The 22,427-nt window shown below is 42.5% G+C and carries 15 protein-coding genes; 5 read left to right on the top strand and 10 right to left on the bottom strand.

The window, feature by feature from the left end:
• Positions 1-131: 131 nt before the first annotated feature.
• Positions 132-1,307 (top strand): site-specific integrase, encoded by a 1,176-nt coding sequence (locus R7Z49_RS16485; protein ID WP_053308123.1) that lies wholly within the window; start codon positions 132-134, stop codon positions 1,305-1,307.
• 22 nt (positions 1,308-1,329) lie between these two features.
• On the opposite strand, the gene R7Z49_RS16480 is transcribed toward R7Z49_RS16485, so the two are convergent.
• The 3 genes from R7Z49_RS16480 to R7Z49_RS16470 are packed head-to-tail and all read right to left on the bottom strand — an operon-like array spanning position 1,330 to position 3,603.
• Positions 1,330-1,665: a helix-turn-helix domain-containing protein gene (locus R7Z49_RS16480; protein WP_053308122.1), complete on the bottom strand. Its 336-nt coding sequence runs from the start codon at positions 1,663-1,665 to the stop codon at positions 1,330-1,332.
• Between the two features lie 60 nt (positions 1,666-1,725).
• Positions 1,726-3,399, bottom strand: coding sequence for a DUF927 domain-containing protein (locus R7Z49_RS16475; protein ID WP_053308121.1), 1,674 nt, complete (start codon positions 3,397-3,399; stop codon positions 1,726-1,728).
• Positions 3,400-3,411: 12 nt separating this feature from the next.
• The gene (locus R7Z49_RS16470; protein ID WP_023584707.1) at positions 3,412-3,603 is read right to left on the bottom strand and encodes a helix-turn-helix transcriptional regulator; all 192 of its coding nucleotides are present in this window, start codon (positions 3,601-3,603) and stop codon (positions 3,412-3,414) included.
• A 375-nt stretch (positions 3,604-3,978) separates the two neighbouring features.
• On the opposite strand from R7Z49_RS16470, the gene R7Z49_RS16465 reads away from it, so the two are divergent.
• Entirely contained in the window at positions 3,979-6,006 is a 2,028-nt protein-coding gene (locus tag R7Z49_RS16465; protein WP_318111833.1) for a DNA phosphorothioation-associated putative methyltransferase, read from the top strand.
• On the opposite strand, the gene R7Z49_RS16460 is transcribed toward R7Z49_RS16465, so the two are convergent.
• The 6 genes from R7Z49_RS16460 to R7Z49_RS16435 are packed head-to-tail and all read right to left on the bottom strand — an operon-like array spanning position 5,993 to position 14,246.
• Positions 5,993-7,048, bottom strand: coding sequence for a cysteine desulfurase family protein (locus R7Z49_RS16460; RefSeq protein WP_318111832.1), 1,056 nt, complete (start codon positions 7,046-7,048; stop codon positions 5,993-5,995). The genes R7Z49_RS16465 and R7Z49_RS16460 overlap by 14 nt on opposite strands.
• Positions 7,041-7,493: a hypothetical protein gene (locus R7Z49_RS16455; protein ID WP_053308118.1), complete on the bottom strand. Its 453-nt coding sequence runs from the start codon at positions 7,491-7,493 to the stop codon at positions 7,041-7,043. The genes R7Z49_RS16460 and R7Z49_RS16455 overlap by 8 nt, the downstream gene beginning before the upstream one ends.
• Positions 7,486-9,546: an AAA family ATPase gene (locus R7Z49_RS16450; protein WP_053308117.1), complete on the bottom strand. Its 2,061-nt coding sequence runs from the start codon at positions 9,544-9,546 to the stop codon at positions 7,486-7,488. The genes R7Z49_RS16455 and R7Z49_RS16450 overlap by 8 nt, the downstream gene beginning before the upstream one ends.
• Complete coding sequence (locus tag R7Z49_RS16445) at positions 9,521-9,757, bottom strand: CxC ATPase DNA modification system associated small protein (RefSeq protein ID WP_053308116.1); 237 nt, start codon at positions 9,755-9,757, stop codon at positions 9,521-9,523. The genes R7Z49_RS16450 and R7Z49_RS16445 overlap by 26 nt, the downstream gene beginning before the upstream one ends.
• On the bottom strand, positions 9,757-11,910 hold the full coding sequence (locus tag R7Z49_RS16440) for a DEAD/DEAH box helicase family protein (RefSeq protein WP_053308115.1): 2,154 nt from the start codon (positions 11,908-11,910) through the stop codon (positions 9,757-9,759). Before R7Z49_RS16440 ends, R7Z49_RS16445 begins: the two co-directional genes overlap by 1 nt.
• Positions 11,911-11,912: 2 nt before the next feature.
• On the bottom strand, positions 11,913-14,246 hold the full coding sequence (locus tag R7Z49_RS16435; RefSeq protein WP_053308114.1) for a DUF262 domain-containing protein: 2,334 nt from the start codon (positions 14,244-14,246) through the stop codon (positions 11,913-11,915).
• Positions 14,247-14,453: 207 nt separating this feature from the next.
• Here R7Z49_RS16435 and R7Z49_RS16430 point away from each other — a divergent pair, with 207 nt between their 5' ends.
• The 3 genes from R7Z49_RS16430 to R7Z49_RS16420 are packed head-to-tail and all read left to right on the top strand — an operon-like array spanning position 14,454 to position 19,681.
• Positions 14,454-15,410: a DUF4007 family protein gene (locus tag R7Z49_RS16430; RefSeq protein WP_080996227.1), complete on the top strand. Its 957-nt coding sequence runs from the start codon at positions 14,454-14,456 to the stop codon at positions 15,408-15,410.
• Between the two features lie 2 nt (positions 15,411-15,412).
• Positions 15,413-18,763: a hypothetical protein gene (locus R7Z49_RS16425; RefSeq protein WP_053308113.1), complete on the top strand. Its 3,351-nt coding sequence runs from the start codon at positions 15,413-15,415 to the stop codon at positions 18,761-18,763.
• Positions 18,764-18,781: 18 nt separating this feature from the next.
• Complete coding sequence (locus R7Z49_RS16420; RefSeq protein ID WP_031850114.1) at positions 18,782-19,681, top strand: phosphoadenosine phosphosulfate reductase family protein; 900 nt, start codon at positions 18,782-18,784, stop codon at positions 19,679-19,681.
• A 70-nt stretch (positions 19,682-19,751) separates the two neighbouring features.
• Here R7Z49_RS16420 and R7Z49_RS16415 read toward each other — a convergent pair whose 3' ends face one another.
• Complete coding sequence (locus tag R7Z49_RS16415) at positions 19,752-21,962, bottom strand: DUF262 domain-containing protein (protein WP_069520607.1); 2,211 nt, start codon at positions 21,960-21,962, stop codon at positions 19,752-19,754.
• Positions 21,963-22,427 lie beyond the last annotated feature (465 nt).

Here is a 22,427-nt window from a genome sequence, read left to right as displayed (position 1 = left end):
TAATACACTGATTTTATTAGATCGTCATTTGCCGTTTGTTTCCATCCGTTGCCGTTAATTGCCAAATCTAGTCCCCAGTTGGTCCCCAATGACATGATAAATGCCGTATTGGGGACCAATTGGGGACAAACATGAAAATTTTCATTGAAAAACGGACACTTAAAGCAGATGGAACGCGAACATTGCGTCTCATTTATGACCACGGTTATACCAGTAAATCAAACGGATCTCGTCAGAGAAAACGTGAATACGAAGTGCTAGATCTGTTTATCTATGACAAACCCAAAACACCAGCTCAGCGAAAACATAACAAAGAGCACCTTCTCCTAGCCGAAACTATTAAGAGTAAACGACTGGTTGAGTGGCAATCTCAGAAGCATGGTTTTGAGGATCGAACCAAGCGCTCAGCTAGCTTCATTGATTACTTTCAACGGCAAATTGACATAAAAGAACAAACCACCTCAACCTCCAACCATTCGATCTGGCTTTCAGCTCGTAAGCATCTGCTGCTCTACTGCGGAAATCATGATCTTAGTTTTGATGAGCTGGATAAAGACTGGTTAGACGGGTTTAAGTATTACCTAACCAATGAAGCGAAAACCAAAAGTGATACACCGCTATCTCGCAACACACAAAGCTCCTACTTCAATAAAGTTCGAGCGGCGATCAACGAAGCACATCGAGAAGGTATTATTCGCGATAACCCGCTTTCACAAGTGACCAGTATCAAAGCGAAAACGACTAAGCGGGTTTATTTAACACTGGATGAGGTCAACGCGTTAGCTCACACAGAATGTCGCTACCCAGTCCTTAAACGTGCGTTTTTGTTCTCATGTGCAACGGGGATGCGTTGGTGCGATATCCATCGACTTACTTGGTCAGAAATAGAGACATTCAATAATCACAAACGAATTATCTTCGACCAGGTCAAACTCTCTCACGGCGATGCTAAGAGCCTTCAGTATTTAGACATACCAAAGTCAGCAGAATCACTTTTGGGTAGCCCCAAAGCCTCTCACGAGCGCGTATTCAAGGGATTAAAATACTCTTCTTATATAAATGTAGAACTGCTTAGATGGGCTCTGGCTGCTGGAATAAGTAAGCACGTTACATTCCATGCAGGTCGTCATACCTTTGCTGTAATTCAGCTTAGCCGAGGAATCGATATATACGCAGTATCGAAGCTGCTCGGTCATAGCGAACTTAAGACAACAGAGATCTACGCTGACATCATTGAACAACGCAGGATGGAAGCCATGCTGACATTCCCTGATATTTTTGCTTCTGGAAAGGATTCAGCGGCCTGATGAGGCCGCTGCGATAACGGTATTACTTACGAGAAGTGGTGGCGATATAGTTTGCTGCCCTTTTTTCTATCTCATGGCGAGATGAAACACGCTGCTCCTCAACCCAACTAATGATGGCTTGGCGCTCAAATCGGAGGTGTTTGCCAAGCTTAAAGTAAGGGATCTCTGCCGAGCTCGTTAGCTTATAAAGCTGGTTGGTTGATAAACCCAGCAAGGCTGCACATTCATCAACGGTTAGAATGTCCTTTCCAAGGAGCTCCACCTTTTGTTGCTGCAAACGCTGCTCCAGAACAGCGCGCTCAACACGATCTATTTTGGCGAGAATGGATTGAAGAAGAACTTGCTCGTTGGTTGTCATCTTATCCCCTCCTCACCCATTGGAATGTCTCTGGGAAGAGTGGGAAAACTGGGAAGTACACTATTCATCAATACCCATCTCCTTCAACTCAGAGAGGATCTTTTCCGGCCAGAAGGCGAAAAAACGATGATCAAACTCAGTACCGTTTCTCTTCTCGATAATCCGAAGTGTTCCTCTACGATCTTCATTGGTTTCAAACCACCCTTTGTGAATCAAAGGGCTCAATTGACTCTTGTATTGACGCCGCAGTCGTAGCTGCTTAACAAACTCTTGTTTGTGGATAAGCCACTGGACGTCATCACCATCCTGCCGCCAATAACCAAACTTTGAAGATCTGCTCGTACAGAATTCAGGAAGCTTATTTTCCCAATGGCTAATGGCTTGTTTCAAAGCACTTAACACCTCATACGTTTCTTGATTATGCTGGTGCCCTCTGTGAGATAACCAGCGGCTAAAAACGCTATATACGGAATACAGCGACTCTTCTTCAGACCATGGCACTAACTGGTTTCGTGATGCAACAGACAACGCAACACCAACCAGGACAAAGCGCTTCAAGACCCGATGAACCTGGCCGGAATAATTGCTTTTAGACCAATGCTGCCTCAGCGTTTCGATTTCACGCTGTAAAACGACTTCCAGATCGGGCTTATCTGAAATAAGCGTCATCCAAGCCGTGAACAAAGTGCCAAAGTACTTTTGAGTCTGCTTTTCTAAGTGCTCGGCAAACTGAGATGGTGAGGAAAAGCGGTGTAGATCCGCAAAACAGCCAAAGCGCTCTTCGGCAGGAATTTCGATTACTCGAATGAGCTGACCTGCTTTCACTTGATAACCTGAGGACTCCATCAGCTCTGTCAGGCCAATCTCTCCATTACTCAAGGTCAACGTCCGCCAGTTGGCAATATTCGCCAAGCCGCCTGTCTCCGTTGCTCGCAACTTCCCACATCCGTTGACGATTTGATAAGCCGCAGAACTGGCTTCTTCCGCAGAGCACAACCCTAGCTCATCTAACACAAGCAGCATGTCATGATGTTCCGATGCAACCGCCTCAATACCGTTAGCGGTTGTTTTCCAAGACTTGATATAAGACTTATCAGCATAAACAGACGCCGCAACAAACGATGTGACAGATTTCCCCGACGAAGACGGCCCCATGATATGGAATGCCGCACTTTCCATCCCTACTGGCTTGAGAAGCGGTGCGGCCAACGCAACTCCAATAGAAAATATGAGCAAGGGGTTACCGACCAACAATGAACCGACTTCACTTTGCCATTCCGCTAAGCTGCCTTCTGCCAAACAGAGTGAATCAGCCATACCACCAGAAAAGTAGTAAGACTCATCTGACCGTCCGAAACTTTTCTCCGGAGTAACGAACACCTTGTCATGCCAACCTGTTCTTGTGACACAAAAGGCCGTTTCCGCCGCTCTGAGCTCTTCCCGCAAATAGCGCTGGACCACACTCCATGCAGTTTGCTCAGGCTCCAGCCAAAAACCGGTATCGAACAATTCATCTCTTAACTGATAGTTAGTACCTCCCATGATCTTTCTGGCTGGCACTATCATTCTGATCATCTGCCTGTCCATATTGATGATTTCAATACAAGCACTGAACCCTGACTTCCGATCAGGTGAACGCGTTCTAGCAAGAACCTTGACCGAAGAGCTCAACGAACGCCAGCCTCGCTCACGGCAAAAATGCTGTAGTTGATCATGGTGATGACGAAACTTCATATGACCTCCCTATCACAGGCTCAACAGCCACTTCTGCACATCTTCAAGGCGAAATCTCACACTTCGAGCGCCAGGTGATAGTGTGACTGGTGTAGGAAAGGAACCGTTTTTTACATAGCGGCGAATCGTCGCTTGGGATAGTTGCGTTAGTTTGCAAACTTCTTGATAGCTTAATAGCTGATTTGATTGTTTTTGTTCGGTCATAACTACTCCTGACAGTTAATGGATCATCAAGACATAGTTTGCAGGGTGAGCAACACAAAGGCGCGCGGTGCTCAGGCCCAAAATGGGCAGATTTAGCAGAAAATATACCTATAAAATTTTTATTTAGGGTTACAGAAGCAGATAATGGTGCGGTAATGTGATTAGGCATTGCTTCATCGCTATTCTTCAAGCCACAAAGCGCTATGCGTTAAGCTATTCACCATAGTTAACACATAGTGACTAGAGGCTCACTTTCGCATGTGAAAGTGGAGTTTTTTATAACTAATGTCAAACATATCTGATTAGTTGGGCAAACCCGTTAGCGATAAAGCTAAAATATCTATTGGCTCTACAAACTGGAATCACGACTAAAAGATGGATTTTCAACTATTTAAGCAACTTGTCAATCAGGTTCATATAGGGAAGCAACTTCCCGACGCGGTATACCTGCATAGAGATGCAATAAGCGAGCTTCCAGACGCACTAAAAAAGTTCGTACCGGCGGTTGCTCAAGCGGTCAACTTACCGGACAACCAATGGAACCTCATTAAGCTGTTTAAAAAGGAATTCCGTTTATCGTTGTTGAACTACCCGACCTTTTATACCGACTCCTACCCAGCGTTAGAGCAGAGCCTGAATGTAGATCTGAGCAAACTTAGTCATAAAGTGACTTGCTATCGCTCTTCAGAAAATCCACCGATCCTGCATCGAAAAGAGACGATGATTCTACCAGGCAGCGACCATTTTGAGCTCTTCACCGCGCTAACTAAAGAAGGGGAGATGGCGGGCCTATACGAGAACACCCGCACTATTGGCTTCAAACAGTCGTGGTTAAATTTGATCCAAAAAAAGGGATACCAGTTAGTCGATGGGAGGCTACTGAAAGCCGAACCGGATGCATTGAGTGATACTCAACAAGAGCCTGGGATAGATCGCCACAAAACCGCTATTGTACGCCATGAGCTATCAAGCCCAATGAAGACATTGGCGAAGCAAGGTTACCTAGATGGACGGTTTTCTATTTTCGATTACGGATGTGGTCGAGGGGATGACCTGAGAGAGCTTGAAGCACACGGGCTTGATGCGTTGGGCTGGGACCCGGTTTTCTCGCCTGATAACGATAAAGTCAATTCGGACATTGTGAACTTGGGGTTTGTCCTAAATGTTATCGAAGACCAAGATGAACGTCTTGAAGCACTATTGAGCGCTTGGGAGCTCGCCAACAAAATTCTGGTCGTCTCTGTCATGCTGGCTAATGATTCGTACATTGCGCAGTTTCAGCCCTATAAAGATGGGGTGATTACGACAAGAAATACATTCCAAAAATACTACGCACAATCAGAATTCAAAGGGTACCTAGAACGTTCTTTGCAAGAAGACGCGATTGCCGTTGCACCGGGCATCTTCTACATATTCAAAGATAAGCTAGAAGAACAACGTTACCTCCAAAGTAAGTACCAGCGGCACCATACTTGGCATCAACTGACATCGCCTCAGCCTATAGAGAGTAAAGATAAAGCCAAGTTGGTCATTAGCCAAAACAGCACTCTGTTTGATGATTTTTGGAACGTCTGTCTGGAACTTGCCCGGGTACCGGCGAATGACGAATTTAACCGTTCTGAAGAAGTGAGAAGTCTAATTGGTTCGCATAAAAAAGTGTTTGGTTTACTTCAGGAAATGTTCGATACCCGGGAATTTGCCAATGCAGAGAAATCCCGAAAAGAGGACCTACTTGTCTATTTCTCTATGGGGTTATTTGACAAGCGGAAACCCTACACACAACAGCCTGAAAGCCTAAAGCGTGATATTAAAGCCTTGTTTGATGATTATCGTACGGCCAATAATCTCGCGACCGATCTGCTTTTTGCGATCGCAGATACGGAGCTTATTGGAGAGCAGTGTGTCAAAGCTCACCATCAATTACCAGCAAGCATCCTCAACGAAGGACACTCTCTAATTTTCCACAAGAGCTATATAGAAAAGTTACCGCTTCTTTTACGCGTTTATGTTGGTGCAGCATTGCAGATGTACGGTGAGCTCGATGACGCCATTGACTTGATCAAAATACATATCAACTCTGGAAAGCTTACCTTGACTCAATACGATGATTTCGAAAAATCAGTCCCGTATTTAGTCGAAAGAACAAAAATAAAGATGGCAGATCAAGATATCGATTTTTTTGACTATGTAGATGAACAGCGCCGCCCACCCTTACTCAATAAACACTTGTTGCTTGATAAACAGAGTGAGCAGTATGAAAAGCAAAAGAGCTTCGATCTTCGACTATCAAAGCTCTTAGGGACAACGCCAACAATTGAAGTCATTTTGCACCGACAAATGTACGAAGAGCGCTTGCTTCAAGCAGGAAAAACTGTCTCTGGCTTTAGGCTCAACTCTCGCTGAGCTGGTATGGTGGAAGGCTGATGCGATAAGTGCGTCGTGCAATATCTTCGGGCATACCTATCGCAGTCAGGACATGTGAAGCCACATTTGAGAGCGCATTACACGCAGAACCTTGAGAAATCAGCCAAGGGTACTCGCTCGTAAAGCGCTTCACTTCTTCATCAGAGTGGAATGTAACACTCCACGTCGACGGTACTACGGACGGTCCGCCGTTCCTTGTAAAATCAAACTGCGCCATGACATCGAGAAATTGCTTTTCAAAAGAGCCTGATTTGTTTGGATACGATTCTACCGCCGCTGCGAGCCCGACTATCAACGGAGTAGGGGAGGTGCCGCCTCGTAACCCTGCTTCTTGGCCGCCGCCGTGGATCAGTGGGACGAGCTCAGAGTCTCTAGCATCTCGTACGTAAAGAGCGCCTATGCCTTTCGGGCCGTAGATTTTGTGGCCTGATAACGAGAGCATGTCGATATCCATATCGTCTACGTCGATAGCACACTTGCAAAAGCTCTGTGCTGCGTCAGTGTGAAAGGGGATATTGTGCTCAAAAGCTATAGTACCAAACTCTTCAATGGGTTGAATAGTCCCAAGCTCATTGTTGACGTGATGGATAGAAATCAGAATTGTGTTACTTCGTATTTTTTCTTCGAGAGACGACGACGATATGCGGCCATTCTTATCTGGCGCTAGATAAGTCACTTCGAAACCGATTGACTCGAGAAAAGCACAAGTATTGAGAATACACTTGTGCTCAATCTCTGAAGTAATGATGTGGCCTTTGCTCTCTAGATGTTTGAATGCGACCCCTTTCAGAGCAAGGTTGTTCGCTTCGCTCGCTCCACTGGTAAAAATAATCTCGCTCGGGAGCGCACCTATCTTCTCAGCAATAGACTCTCTTGCTTCTTGGATTGCCTGAGCGCTGGCCCGCCCCGCTTGGTGAGCCGATGAGGCGTTCGCAAACTTTTCGTTCTGCCAAGGTTTCATGGCATCTAAAACACGCTGAGACACTGGTGTAGAAGCGGCGTAGTCATAGTAATTATCCATTTTCAACCAAGTACTCTAATGTCTGGTTAAATAAAATATTAGTCACTAACGATTCACCAATATTATTCATAATCCAACTATCAATGTGCTTCAAACCACTATTGCAATATCCTTCAAAAATACCAATAGCATCTCTTAAGTTCTCATTTTTGAGTATATCCAGAGACGGTTCTTTAGCTAGCGCAATAAGATATATATAAGCGTCATGACCTGTCGTTGCATAGGTATCGAGCAGAATTGGAGTTGTGTTTACTTTAGACCCAAGTGGTTGAAAGTCATCTAATTGATAACCAACTAATGCCGCAAAAACCATCAGTTCTTTTACTGTACTAAAGACTCGAGTATCACTTTTCGCCCCTTTTGTTGAGCAAAACCGCTCTTCCAACGCTTCAAAGCGAACATCCCGGCGTACCGATAACTTACGCCAATCAATTATTTCAGCCATGAACAGGGATCTCCTCAATGGTTACCTTATCAAAATCACTACCAAAGCGTACAACATCATAGTCATTACCTTTTACAGTAAGTTTTGTAGGATACTGCCCTTTAAACTCTTCTTCAGTCAACACTGTATGCTGAACGAGGTTATATTCCTTACCAATTTTATGACGAATTCCCTTGTCAGTATGTGCTTCTGTCCACTGAGCCTGAGAGAACATAAAGATTGATTGCTCTACTTTGTTCGCAATGTAACTGACAAGCTCTCGACCATTATCAGGACCAATAAACGCTAGAATGGAGTCTGCAATAAAAGGAGCCACAGTACCTGGAGTAAGCAAGTGCTGCTTGTTATTCGCACGATCTTTCGAGAATTCAATCAACGCAACAATAAACGAAATAGATAACATCGCTTGATAACCATTACCCGCAGCCACTCGCTTACCTTCTCTATCCACGATAGCCCATGTAAAGCTTCCTCCCTTGACGCTAGTATCTTTTTTAACTGTATAACCATTAAAAGCAACTTGGCTAAATAAAGATTGCATCTTGTTCAAGAGGATCTGGTCAACACCTTGCTGCGAAGAGCTAATAGCCTCCTCATATAACTCTATTATCTTGTCTGTTGCGAGAATCAAGTTACGAACTTTATGAGCTTTAGGTTGAGTTGCTGACAGGCTAGTTACTCTGCGATCAATATCTTTAATATCAATCTCTTTTTTACGAACGCTCTGCTCCATTTGTAGGATCTGACGGTTTAGTTGATCGCACCTTGATTTAGCTAAATCTTTACCACGTTCGATAACCTTAATGTCATCAATGTCAGAATCAACAATAGTATGACTTAAGTCCTTTATACTATTTTCAAGCTCCTGTATGACGTCTTCGCGGTCATCAATATCCGCTAATAACTTTTCCATACTAACTTTCGGCAATTGCTGGTTACAAAGCGTGTCTTGTAGCTTGACAGCTAATTCCCAGCGACGCTTAAGCTCAGGATCGACGGCGTGTTTACCAAGCTCTTCTAAAAGCCGAGCTGCCGAACTATCCTCTCCAACGTGCGTACCACAGATACATTCGTTATTATCCATAATTTCACGTAGCAGTTGCTTATCCACCGTATAACGAAGTGACTTATTTAGTTCTGCTGTATTAATGCTTGAAAGGTCTATCGAGGCAAGTTTTTTGCCAAATGTAGATAATGCCCAATCAGGTGTGTTGGTTATTTTCTCTGTTAATAGTTGCTTATATTGTCGTTGGTAATCATTCAACAATCTTTCTTGTTTTTCGCGCAATTTAATTTTTTCTTCAATAGATGTCTTATCAAAGCGAGTAAGTTTAGATAGCTGAATCTCATACTCTTTTTCTGCACTTTCTAACTCTCTTTGCTTCTGTGCAAGCAGAGTATTCTCTCGGTCTAAGTTTGAAATTAAAGTATCTTTGTTTGATAACAATATTTCTATTTCATTATTTGTATCATACTGCTTTAATTCTCTTTGATAACTTGTCTTTACTGCACTTAAGTGTTTTAAAGTTGTTTGCGCAACCGTTAAACCCAACACTTTATCAATAGCATCTTTGATGTGAGAGAAATCATTTTGACTACTTAAAGTACCAGTACCTTCACCTTGATAGAAAAAATACTGAGACATCTCTTTTGGTAAGACCGTATTTATTAGCGTATTCGGGTTATCCTCAGCTTTTTCCGCATAGCAGCCATTTTCAATTTCGTACACATGCAAGTTACTACTAGTACTATTTTTCACTCTAACTCTTCGAACTTCAAATAAGCGATTCTGGTGTTCGAGTTGCACAGAAACACTAAAGGTATTTTTACCTTGTTCCGCAGCATGTTTGTTCAGAAGGTTTTTAGAATCGAGTAAGTTTTCAGTGGTTTCTTCATAAAGACACCAGCGAAGAGCATTTAGCAACGCTGTTTTCCCACCATTATTTTCACCATGAATTAGCGTAACTCCGCGCTCTGGATCTACAGCAAAGTCGATAGATTGCTTACCATAGAATTGACGGAAGTTATTAATCTCTAGTTTTATTAGTTTCATTTACGATATCTTCTGCATTGACGTCAATTATGTCTTTGATCTTTTGAATGTGACGAGATTGCACTAAGTCTCCATAGTACAGCTCCTTCTCAAACTGCATTATCTGGAGTGCGGCTTTATGAACCGCTGACTTATTTGAATAATCCTGATGAGCAATCTGTGTATCCTTATCAACTTCTTTTAATAAAGCTTTAAATGCATTAAGGTCCATCAATAGATTCCTAATTCAATGATTCTTTTATCAATTTCTTTCGAGTTAATAGCTGTTAATTTAAAGTCTTCTACTCTTTCCAACTCCGCCCGACGTAGATTCTGACTAAAGTTATTTACTACACCTGGTAACGGGAGAACAACAAAGTCCACAATCAAGGCTTCATGCTTACCTGCTGCTTTTCGAAGAACACGGCCTCTTCTCTGGACATATTGTCTTGGATTGCGCGTACTAGCTAAGATAAACGCGCTTTGACACACCGGAACATCGATACCTTCATCCAATACTTTCATGGCCACTAAAGCATCAATCCTTTGCTCTTTGAAGCTATTCATAATCCTACTTCGCTCTGACGCTGTCTCTTGAGAAGTGAATTTGGAAACCTTACAGCCATATTCATGTAGACAATTGGTGACCTTAGTTATATAGGGCGTACTATCTCCTGGTGCTGAACCTTCTCCCACATAGATTAAAGAGTGTATTAATGATAGCTCTGGATGTTTTTTCAAATAGGAGATTAATGCTGGCAGTTTACCTGAGCTAGTTGCTAGAATCCTTGCTCTTGCTCCACACATATTAGTTAACATCGACTGCTCATCAATGGATAACCTTGTAGACTTTGCCCTCAAAATTAACTTTTGAATTTTAGCTGAATACTCTTCGTACTGCTGTTGCTCTTCTTCATTAAGATACACAGGAACAAGCTCATAACGGTAGGGGGCGAGTATACCGTCCTTAATAGCATCACTTAGCGAGTACTCACTAATGATACCTTTAAAGTATGAAAGTAAATTCTGTCTGATTGTATCAGGGAATGGCGCTCCTTCGATCTCATCATCATCGGTGCGAAAGGGGGTGGCCGATAACCCTATTCGATAACGCGCTGGAGGCAAGGCATCAAAATAGTTTTGACTACCGAGATGATGGCATTCATCACCAATTAACAAAATATCTTCAGGTGATACTTTAGCGATTTTTGACTGAAACAATTCCGATGAGAGGGTCTTGTTGACGACAATAACACAGATAAAATCTAAAGTTCCGGTTCGAAAACGCAGAAGTTTTTTATCCAATGCAGAAGTCCACTTATCAGAGCCATCGTAACATTGAACGGGAGCAATGTTGAAAGGCGCTAATTCTTTTACCCATTGATTGGCTAGTTCAATGTACGGGACGCTAATTATTGCAAAAGTTGCATCACCATTCTTGTGACGCTCTTCATACAACTCTACCAGTGCAGATATGGATGTGAATGTCTTACCTGAGCCAGTGGCCAATTTGAACAAGCCATTAAAGTCTGCTTTACGCCAACTATTTATAGCCTCGATTTGATGAGGAAATAACTCAAATGCTCTCCCCTTAACCATCAATGGCTTACGTGGGGTCTTAGCTTCAATATTTAACTTAGCTAACTTCTGTTCCGACTTAGGGAAACTATAGGAGAAGAAAGGCTTAGTAGTTTTGGCTCGATAAGAGACTGGAAACAGCTCCCTACTTAATGCGTCAAGGTCAACACCAGATTGAATTTTTTGATAAGCCTCTGAATCAATAGAAACAACTTTTGCTCGCTTCTTGGTATCACTCCACAGCGCATTAAAATTATCCACTTCAACTTTGCCATAATCAGCAAAAGATTCACGCCAACTGAAAAAAAGTGAAACTTCCTCAGAGTTATATTTAGACAATCCAGCCAGGGTTTCATTTGCTGATCCACTGAATACAACAATTTCATCCTGCTGATAAAAGATCCCTATTTTTTTGTGGAACATGCCTTGATGAGTGAAGGCAAACTTAATCTCAAGTAGCCCTTTCGCCACCATATATGTCAATAGCTTCAGATTCATTTCGTCACTACTAAGCAATAAGTCAGCTAATTGAAGAGACTTTGTTTTACAAGGATTTGATACTCCCTCCATCACTGCCTCATACTCATTGTCAGACAATGGGTCACCAATGATAAGGCGCATCTTACCTTCAGAATGAATAAACTGCTCCAGTCCTTGTGCTGCTGAAACTAGAACATCAGCTGAAAAATAACCTACAGCTCTATCATAGCGATTTGCACAAGAGAGCAAGGGAATATGTACACACTCCAGTATACTTTCTTCATCGGTGTCATACTTAGCTTGAAGTCCAAGAGCTGAAAACTGCATGATTACTCCCAATCAAGCCATTGAGTAAGATTTCGCCATGCGTTAGTCAGCAGTAATACACCTCGTTCATCAATATGTTGCTTCGTCCATTCATCCGCAAACGTAATATCTGCAAATTTTTTTTCTAGCATTAATATTGAAGCATTACGCTTAGATTCATTAGAAATTTGGCTCTCTGCCAATAAGATATCATCAATATTGTCGATCGAATCATTGGATAAAGATTGGAGTAGATGTTGTTTGAGATTGTACCAAGACGGTGGATTCGTGCTGGAAACCCCATTGCGAGCATCAATTAATACGTTACCGATCTTGTTGTACTCTTCTGGGTTAGCAATTTCATCATCACCCCACCCTTCAGTAGAACCACCGTTAAATACCTTCTTAATAGCGTCTTTACCAGAAAGTAGCTCCCACATTATAGTGGTCAGAAAGTCAGTACTCGGTTTATTTGAAATCTCATGATGGATACCGTTAAGCTCGATGCCATGCATACCAGCTAAGAGCAACATTTTAATACTCTTCGGCTTGGTTAGAATCTGTTGTTTAGAACAGATATCAAGCCACTTTTCATCAACATCCTCTTTCGGAGAGCCTTTTGAACTGATCTTTGCTTCTAGCTCTTCCCGAAAAAAACGCTTAATAATATCGGCATTAAATCGATCAGACGTCAGAGGCCCGCTACCCAATTGATACCCTTTTTGGTCTAGACTCACACCGCGTTCATGTAACTTTTTATAAACAGCATCAATTCCATCAGCTCCACCACTCATCGCACGCCAAAGTACGCTAAATGCAGTTACAGCCTTAAGCACTTTTGCAAAGTCGGAATACTCTGTACCGGTTACTCCAAACTTTTCATCAGCTAATATAAATTGTACCAATAGGCTTTGAACAATGTCATGTTTCATATCTACGAGGTAACGTAAACATAGATTTGAAATATCCTGCTCGTTAGACTCTACTAGATTTCCGACACTAGGTACCGCAGCCTGCCAATGATCGAATAGGAAATCAGCAGTTGTTGCAAGTTGGGTTAAATACTCGTCTTTAAAATGACAGTTTTCATAGCTTTTCAGCATTGCATCACGTTGATCTCTTAAGCTCGTAACTTTTACTTTTCCTTGATATGCGCGAACAAAGGCAAGTATCAAAGCTTTAGTTTTAAGGTTTTTTTCTTTACTTTTGATGATGCCTTCAAAGCGCTCCGTGATGGAGTTGAGAATATCCATTGACGCTTCAATTTCTTCTTCGGGTGTCCCATTTTTTCGCTGGGCTCCGATGTGTTCAATTACCTTAGGAACAAACGTTTCAATAGCAGTAAGAGGTTCCCCTGTTGTATTCAAAGCCTCAAACATATCGAATGCATAAGATTCATTATTAACTTCAACATAAGTAAGGCAAACGCGGTGAAGCAAAAACTTTGCAAACGCAGCTATGTAAATAACTTCTGCGACTTTAGCGTGCGAATCAGATGCCCTTGCTAAATCCTTATCAATAGGAAAGTCTAAACATATATCTAACGTTTCAATATCGACCAACTCGCTGATGTTGATTTTCTCTTCTGTTTCGCCCTCTGGAGACTTAAATTGAAAGCCCTTTTGTACGCAGTCAAGCTGCTTTCTTATCTCCTCGACGTTTTTCACTACACGTTTAGCAGAGGTACTCATCAATGACAGGTTTAAAGGCTCAAACACCGAGCTATCGCGTTGTTCAACGATATGACGCTGATAAGCTGACAATAATTCAGATATAGGGCTCTCATATTGAGCCTTCTTCTCACTTCGGCCCCAACAATCGACCTGTGAACGAATAATTTTAGGAAGGTATTTATATACTTCGTGTTCCGCTGTCGTCTCTACAACCGTATTTGAGGTATCAATTTCCAGCTGAGAGACTACCTGCCGTAATTCATCGAGAACATCTTTGATTTCTTCATCTTGTTCCAAATGTATCGCTTTCTTCAAACTCGGTAAAAGCATTCTCAATCTTTCATTCAGACAAAGAATAATAAGAATCAGAGTAGAAAGGCGCTGTTGACCATCAATGATAAGTTTGATGTGAGTAGGTTTATCCCTTTTGACTAAGGGATAAATAGTCAGAGCAGAACTATCGTCCACACTCAAGATAGACCCAAGGAAAATAATCGCATCAGGCGACTCTAGAAGGTTTCTAAATACATTCTCACAATCAGAAAACAAATCTCTAATGTGGCTCTCTTCCCATGAGTATGGTCTCTGATAAGCAGGCATATAAAAGCCCGTATTTTTGCGTTCACAGATGACATCAAAAACTGATTGAGGCTCTGCTTTAAAAATGTCTAGAGACTTTTGCATAGATGCTTTTCCTAGGTAACTGATATACTGAACAAATATGCTACTTATAGCACTAAAACTAAGTAAATTCTATGGTTCTAGTATTGTACACTTACCATTCGGTTGCATATAAAGATCACGTATTATATCTATTCGATACTATAACCTTCTGATACAATAATTTCTCCGCTTGGATAAAATCTCCAATTCAGCAGCAAGGTAAGTACATTGAACATCGAATCTACGACACTGAAATTCTCCGGACATCAAACTTTCCCTATCCGTTACGGGTGGATTTACAAGATTATTCAAGAAGTTGTAAAAGGTGAATCCCTTTCTAGTAAGTCGAACATCGAACAACAGATGCAATCGATGGGCATGGGGAAAAATATGGTGCTGTCTGTTCGACACTGGATCCGTGCGCTGAACTTGGTGGTTTGTATCGATAGCAAAGAACAGATTTTTCAACTGACACCGCTTGCAGAGCAGCTGTTTACGGACAAAAACGGTCATACCGCGTATGATGAATACCTCGATAAAATAGGCACAACTTGGCTCCTGCATTGGTTGCTACAATCGATTGAACCTACTAAAGCTGAGCTTAACGCTTCTAGATTTTTATTTAATTATTTCAATGGAATAAAAGTAAAGAAAGACTCCTTAGCGACTGAAATCAAAGACGCACTGGCGAATCACGAAAAAGAACTCACAGAAGCAACACTGAATAAAGACATTGATTGTCTTTTACAAATGTATGCACACAAATCGTTGCAGGCCAACAAAGTCAACGAAGACAGCTTTGCCTCTCCGTTTACGGAACTCGGTCTATTAAAACAAGAAGACGCTAAAAGCTACATTGCGGAGCTTAATCGACGTCCATCTTTGCCCGTCGAAATTTTTACCTTTGCACTGATTGATTACATGCAGAAAAAACATAAGGGTAGCAAGGTCAACACCTTATCTTTTGACGCATTGTTAAATGACGTAGGATCCCCAGGCCGGGTATTCCGTCTATCTTCCGCAGGGCTGAGTGATAAACTGGATCAAGTAGAAACACTCACTGACGGCAAAATTGCTTGGACCGATACTCAAGGCTTAAGACAAGTGCAGCACTCTTTTAACAGCATCGATAACATAGACCCAAGCCAGTACCTTAAACACTACTACCAATCAGAGGAAAAATAAGCGTGACTCTCAGTAAACAATACTCTATCGCTACACGCCACCAACGTTCTACCCGTATCGATAGTGACTTGAGCGCCGATTTCTTTCCTGGCTTGGTTTACCACGGAACAGCACAAGCTTCCTTAGAGACGCTCTTTCGCCAATACGGCCAAACCGGACAAAGCGCTTACACATTAACAGGCGCTTACGGTTCAGGTAAATCAACGGTGGCGCTGCTCATGGCTGGTCTATTGCATTCTGACTCGGATATCCGAAGTGCTGCTATCAACACCATAAATGCAGAGTCAAAATCGCTATTAGAAGAGAGCGCACCATACCAAAAAGGGTGGTTACAAATACGTGCAGTCGGCGGCGTCAGTGGCCCTGTCGAATCTTTTTGGAATGCAACACTGAGAGCGCTTGAGGAGCACCCTAATACACACAACGCAAAGGTGCTAAACAAGTACCGTAAAGCCAGTGTTGAAAGTGATAGTGAACTGATTAGCTCTTGGAAAGCCCTCTTTGATGATGTCGCGCCTCATGTTGATGGCGTACTGATCATTGCCGATGAGATGGGGAAAAGCTTAGAGTTTATCAACCGAAACGGTGGTGATTTACACTTATTTCAAGACATTGCTGAAGAGCTCTCTCGCATTGATACTCCGGTCATTTTCTTAGGCTTGCTACATCAAGCATTCAGTGAGTATGCAAAAGAGCGCGGTACTAAGCTACAGGATGAATGGGCCAAAATTCAAGGCCGCTTCAGCGATATTCTGTACAATGTATCGACCGATGAAACGGTCGCGCTGATCAGTAACTCGATCAAAACAACGTCACCACACCGTAGTGGTGATGAGCTCGTCCAACGCGTACTCTCAGCACTTGAAGACAAACAGCAGCGTAAAGAGTTACTACTCACGCGCCTAGAGCAATGTGTCCCACTTCACCCATTAACGGCATTGTTACTAGGGCCTATAGCTAAGAGGCGCTTTAGTCAAAACGAACGCAGTACATTCGGCTTCTTGAATTCGCACGAGCAATTCAGCTTTCAACTTTTTTTACAACAAACAAGTGACCAAAACGCTCGATACGATCTTAGCAATCTATGGGATTATCTTGAAGCTAACATGGAACACGCCATATTGGGTTCACCCGATGGACATGGGTGGGCAACCGCGGCGGACGCGCTAAGAAAAGCTTTCAAACAAGATTTTTCTCCACGATGCATTGCATTACTTAAAGCGATATCTTTAATTACTCTGTTTGGTAAATCTGCCAACCTCACGGCAACGGAGAGCGTACTCCTTACAGCAACAGAGATCATCGATAAAAAGCAGCTAAAAGAATGCTTACAACAGCTCAAAGAAGCCTCATGCATCGTCTTTAGAAAGCACTTATCATCTTGGGTCGTGTTTGAAGGTTCAGATCTCGATATTGCAGGCTTAGTGGAAGAGAAAATAGAACAACTGCATAACAGCCACGAAGCTGTTGAGCGCATTAACTTTAGTTCCCAAGTAATTGCAAAAGGCCACTATCACGAATTTGGTACATTGAGATGGGCGGCTCAAACCGTAGCGATGCAACTCAATTATATCGATATGCCGACCCTTATTGGATCTCGAAGTGGCGAGTTTGCGAACTTCTTGTTATTGCTCAAAGAAGAGCCAGAAGATCGTCTACTTGAACTGACACGCAATGATAAATCATTAATGATCGCATGTGCACCTAACGCGAATGAAATAATAAATTTAGCCAATGAAAAGTACGTCCTGGAGCTCATCAAAAGTGACAAGAGCACTGGTGCAGCGCTGACGCACGACAAGGTTGCTCGAGAAGAACATAGAGCACGCTTGTTTAACGCTCAGTCGGCTTTAGATGCGGCATTGACTACCGCCTTCAATAACGCGCGATGGATACACAATGGCGAGATCTACGGTAAGGAAACGATGAGTGAAATCGCCACATTTGCCGCTGACAGAATATTCCATAAAACCCCGAGAATTCTTAACGAGCTGGTTAACCGTAACAAACTCTCTGGTACGGCGGTTTCCGCTTTGAAAAAACTGCTTGAAGCGATGCTTGACGAAGAAGATCGAGAGGATTTAGGCATTGAGGGGTTCCCACCAGAGAAATCCATGTATATCAGCTGCTTAAAAAATACTAACATTCACTCAGCTGAAGGGGAAAAGGGGCAGCATTGGTTTAGAGATCACCTAGACAAAAATTTAAATGCTGTGTTCGCCGCTGCGGAAAAACGCCTAAAAGATCGCAAGGGCAACGAGGTCGATTTATCTGAAATCGCGGAGCTTTGGGCAAATGCGCCTTTTGGTTTAACAAAGGGTGTCATCCCGATCTTTTTGCTAGCGTTCTTGAAATCGATGGGTGAACAAATCGCCTTTTACGAGAAAGATATGTCTGGTGAATTTGCCTTTATTGCAGAACCAGATAGTGACTATGTCCATAAACTGATTAAGAACCCGGGCGATCTCGCCGTCAAATACATCGTATTGGCGAAGGATGAGAAAGAATGGTTGCAGCATCTCGCAATTTTCGCGGCGTCTGAAACAAACCGTGATGTATCCAATAACATCCTTTCTGTCGCGAAGCCTTTAGTAACGACTATGCACAACCTTCCGCACTGGGTAAAAAACGCTCACCATATTGTCCCAGACAACGATGAGCGCAACAAAACCTACTTGAGGATCCGGGATCTATTTTTACAGGCAAATGACCCTCATACACTACTCATCAAAGACTTGCGTAAAGAACTAATTGCCTTTGGCGCTGATGAGTTTACGAGTCAAATAGATCTGTTAGAAGACTGCTTTAAAACGTTAAGACAGAAGCACGAGCAGATGCTTGCTGCCATTAAAACCAAGGTGAAAACCATTTTCCCAGAAAGCGGTGAAGAGCTTGCTGATATGTGCCAGTACGTCGAGCAAAACTCCGGCGACTTACGTTTAAAGGCATTCGCACGCGAACTCGCGAAAAGTGACACTGGATTATTACAATGGCTGGAAAGCATGATTCAGATTGTCATCGGACGCGGAAAACAAAACTGGAACGAAGGCATCCTTCAGACTGCATCAAACAAAATCAGTGATTATGCCCAAGATTTTTTGAGTGTAGTTAAGTCCCAACGTAATGGCGGCGATGCGGCCGCCCAGTCAGGTAAAACAAAACTGGTCTCCCTCGTTTTAGAAGGGGATGATGGCAAACTGACATCGTTTAAACGAGAAATCAGGGCAATAGAAACAGAAGAGTTGAAAAATACCATGAGCACGATCGAACACCAGCTCTCAGAACTCGATGATTTCCATAAAATCAATCTATTACAACAACTACTAAGAAAATCGCTCGAAGCGCAAAGTTAACGCACGTAGGTATTATTCATGAGTGATCAACGCAAGGTGAAACATGTCCTTGGCTTGTCAGGAGGCAAGGACAGTGCTGCTCTCGCAGTGTACATGGCTAGAAACTATCCTGAACTCGATATCGAGTATTTTTTTACTGATACAGGCAAAGAACTACCCGAAGTGTATGAATACCTAGAACAACTTGAAATTGTACTGGGTAAGCCAATTTTGCACATCAATGACAAGAAAGGTTTCGATTATTGGTTAGAGCAACACAATAATTTTCTACCAGCTGGTCAACAACGGTGGTGTACGATCCGCATGAAGCTCGAACCCTTTGAAAAATGGATTCGACCTTTTCTTAATGATGGTTATGAAGTCATCTCTTATGTCGGTATTCGCGCAGATGAACCTTGGCGAGACGGTTACCGCCCTAATGAAAATCAAAAATACCTCACTATTAAAATGCCATTTGCAGAAGACGGCATCAAAAAACAGGGAGTCCTAGACATCCTCGATAGTGCTGGGCTAGGTTTGCCTAAGTACTACGACTGGCGCTCTCGTTCAGGCTGTACGTTCTGCTTCTTCCAACGCAAGATTGAATGGGTTCGCCTGCGTGAAGAGCACCCTGAAGCCTTTGAGGAAGCAAAGGCTTACGAGAAAAGAGCAGAAACCAGTGCCAATGGTGAAACCTTCTTCTGGATGGGCCCTAATGAACCATTAGAAACACTCGAAGATCCTGAGCGTATCAAGCAAATCAAAGAAAACCACGAGAAAGTAAAGGCTCGGTTCGAAAAGAAAAAGCAACGTGAAAGAAAGCGCCGCTTAGGTATGCATGCTATGGTCGATGAAAGTATGCTCATCGACACGCTAGACATGGACGCGATGTATGACCTTGAAGAGGGCGGTGGTGCCTGTATCACTTGCTACAAATAAGTGAAAGCTGCAACAAAAAAGCGCTTTGTAAAACACAAAGCGCCTTCGACATTATGGTAGTAGGTTAAGCTTAGACTCGTAAGCTTAACAAACGCGCCTTCAAGGAGCTTTCCAATGCGTCAAAACGTTCAGACAAGGCAGCTTCAATATCCTCAATAGCCGAACCAGTAGAGATACGTTTAAACGAACCACCAATCAGAAGCGAATCCATCACAATATTGTTTTGTGGAATATCAGCAAAATAACGCGAGGGGTCCATTGAGCTAATCACATTATTCGCCGCACCAGAAATCAGTACTCGGTTTAACGGGCTATTTAAAATGTGATTAGGATCTTGACGGATATCCTCGGTTTTTTGCCCCAGTCCTTTTACTGAGCCCAGCGGGATAATATGGTGGTCATTCAAACCATCTGACGCATTCGCTGGCCACAACACAACGTCACCCTGCTCGTTCTTTCTGAATGCATTGAGTGGTTTAGTTTCTGTTGCATGTAAGTCATAACTAGGCGACACACTCAAAACGTATTGCAAAATCAAATTATGAATACCTTCTTTCGGATACTCATTTAAACGCTGCATCAATAGTTCTTTAGACGCAAACTTGTCATCTTGGAAAATCTGCGCTTCTCGATCCAAGATTACCTGTCCCTCTCCGTTAGCAACCCAGTTGTACAGCTGATTAATATCATCAATCACCACTGCACTTTGATCGTAAAGGTAACGACCAGAGAACGCACTCGTCCAATACCAGAACTCGACTTTTTTATGCACCGCAGCATCATTCCAAAAGCGATCTTCCGCGAAGATGAAAGCGATAGGCTGAATCATTAGCTTGTAGTGCAACTTGTTGGAGTTATAAACACCGCAGCGAATCAATAGGAACGAATATGCGCGCTGTACGGCCAAAGTCGCGGTTTCAATATACTTGCGGATAATTTCAGTATCTAGACTCAGCAACGTTTTTGAACTGGTATCTTTTTTCTTCACTTCAAAATCGTTGCCCGCTTCAAGCTCAATTTCACGACGAGCTAATGCAGTGCAGATAGCGAGAATCGCCTTAGAAAGGTAACCAGAAGGTAAGCCATCAGACAAACTGTCAAGCTCATTGAGATACAGACCACCTGATGCACCACTCGCGTGCTGAAGCGAAGAACAAAGGGTAACCGGTTTAATAAACATGGAACGAATGATAGAGCTGAGTGAGTATGTCGACGTATCCCCAGCAACGCTCTTTGCAACTTTAGCTGATACCAAATCAAAGTCATCAAGCTTCATACCACCATCGTTCAAATGACAGAAAATAGGAATAGCTCGGCGAATATCGTTGGTCACCAGACTATTGAGTTTATAGTCATCAAAAATATCACGAATTAAGTAGTTAGAAACGTTATTCTTCCACTCACTTTTGCAAGTGATGAAGATTTTTTCGATTTCTTCTGAGTAGACAATGCCATTTTCTTCACACTCTTCGATGGAATCAATACCATCAAAAAGCTGTGCCGTATCGTAATGTTCTTTAATGAATGCAAAATCGTCTTCGTATTTGTCACGAATTGCTTGCATGTTGATTTCAGCAATCCCCTCTAAAATGCGGTTCACTACGATCGACTTAGTACCGATCATAAACAGAGGAATCATGCCATATTCAACACAGTCGTTGACAAATTGAGTGATGACCTGTGGTTTAGTCTTACCCGTCTCGATGGCTTTGATTTGGTTGTATGGAGAAAACCACTTAGACACGCCTTTACTGTTGCGCTCATTGAACGTTTCACAGTTAAAAATATCGACGATATCATTAGGCTCGAAGTGATCAAGACCGTCTTTATCAAACACTACCTTAGTGGCATTGAAAACATCCGTAACGTTTTCATTCGCCTTACCAACAACCGGCACGCGAATAAACCAACGCACTTTCATAGGATTAGCTTTTCTCGAAATGAATTCAGACAGTTCGGCTTGGTCGGAGAACTGAGAGAAGTCAAACACATCATTAAATGCATTATACAGTGTAGTTGTTCTCTGCTGGCCATCGAGCAAATACTCGCAAGGGTCTGCACTAGCTAAAGTGTGTTGAACCGTTTCCCCAATTTTACGCAAAGCAAAATCGTTTGACTGCCCTTCTAAAATCAAGGAACTACCAACCGGGAACTTAAGCAGAATAGATGCAAGTAAGCTTTGTTGTTTTGCTGTTCCCCATTTGTAATCCCGCTGGAAGTCAGGCAATAACAAAGTTTGATCGTTAATTTTCTTAAACGTGTCACTGAGAGAGCGTTCCATAACCAACCTTAAAATTTATTTTTAGTCAATATTTTATGCGGTTATTTTCTATCATATAAACCATTCACTTTCCATTGTTAATACAAAAAACTAGCCAATACAAACACTTCTAACATTAATCTAATTACTCGCTCACACAAAATTAAGGATAAATATCAAAAATGAACTGAGAGTAGTAGAAACTCGAAGCTCTTTAAGGTGCTGCATTACCAATGCATTCTCCTTTTTCACAAGCAAGTGAACTATCCGGAAATTCTGGATAGTTCATCACAAGGCATTATTTCGATGGCTTTTGGATTCAAGTTCCAGTGCTAGTATCAAACCCACCAACCGAAAAACAACCCAAAAGCGCTCTTGCTCACAGCCAACCACGTGCTGCATCATGGGCTTTCACATGTGAAAGTTCATCAGCCCTCAAGCGCTTCAAACTGATCAAATCCCACAATAATCTAGAAATTTACCGTC

The sequence above is a fragment of the Vibrio sp. 1562 genome (assembly GCF_033340155.1).
GTDB classification, from domain to species: domain Bacteria; phylum Pseudomonadota; class Gammaproteobacteria; order Enterobacterales; family Vibrionaceae; genus Vibrio; species Vibrio alginolyticus.
Note: the sequence above shows the minus strand (reverse complement) of the source record. Positions and strands in the feature narration are given on the sequence as shown.

What these genes read in the sequence shown, in the direction of transcription:
- R7Z49_RS16455 (WP_053308118.1), bottom strand. Translation starts at nt 7,493, where the DNA reads ATGGCTGAAATAATTGATTGGCGTAAGTTATCGGTACGCCGGGATGTT.
- R7Z49_RS16445 (WP_053308116.1), bottom strand. Translation starts at nt 9,757, where the DNA reads ATGGACCTTAATGCATTTAAAGCTTTATTAAAAGAAGTTGATAAGGAT.
- R7Z49_RS16465 (WP_318111833.1), top strand. Translation starts at nt 3,979, where the DNA reads ATGGATTTTCAACTATTTAAGCAACTTGTCAATCAGGTTCATATAGGG.
- R7Z49_RS16460 (WP_318111832.1), bottom strand. Translation starts at nt 7,048, where the DNA reads ATGGATAATTACTATGACTACGCCGCTTCTACACCAGTGTCTCAGCGT.
- R7Z49_RS16450 (WP_053308117.1), bottom strand. Translation starts at nt 9,546, where the DNA reads ATGAAACTAATAAAACTAGAGATTAATAACTTCCGTCAATTCTATGGT.
- R7Z49_RS16440 (WP_053308115.1), bottom strand. Translation starts at nt 11,910, where the DNA reads ATGCAGTTTTCAGCTCTTGGACTTCAAGCTAAGTATGACACCGATGAA.
- R7Z49_RS16415 (WP_069520607.1), bottom strand. Translation starts at nt 21,962, where the DNA reads ATGGAACGCTCTCTCAGTGACACGTTTAAGAAAATTAACGATCAAACT.
- R7Z49_RS16475 (WP_053308121.1), bottom strand. Translation starts at nt 3,399, where the DNA reads ATGAAGTTTCGTCATCACCATGATCAACTACAGCATTTTTGCCGTGAG.
- R7Z49_RS16420 (WP_031850114.1), top strand. Translation starts at nt 18,782, where the DNA reads ATGAGTGATCAACGCAAGGTGAAACATGTCCTTGGCTTGTCAGGAGGC.
- R7Z49_RS16435 (WP_053308114.1), bottom strand. Translation starts at nt 14,246, where the DNA reads ATGCAAAAGTCTCTAGACATTTTTAAAGCAGAGCCTCAATCAGTTTTT.
- R7Z49_RS16485 (WP_053308123.1), top strand. Translation starts at nt 132, where the DNA reads ATGAAAATTTTCATTGAAAAACGGACACTTAAAGCAGATGGAACGCGA.
- R7Z49_RS16480 (WP_053308122.1), bottom strand. Translation starts at nt 1,665, where the DNA reads ATGACAACCAACGAGCAAGTTCTTCTTCAATCCATTCTCGCCAAAATA.
- R7Z49_RS16470 (WP_023584707.1), bottom strand. Translation starts at nt 3,603, where the DNA reads ATGACCGAACAAAAACAATCAAATCAGCTATTAAGCTATCAAGAAGTT.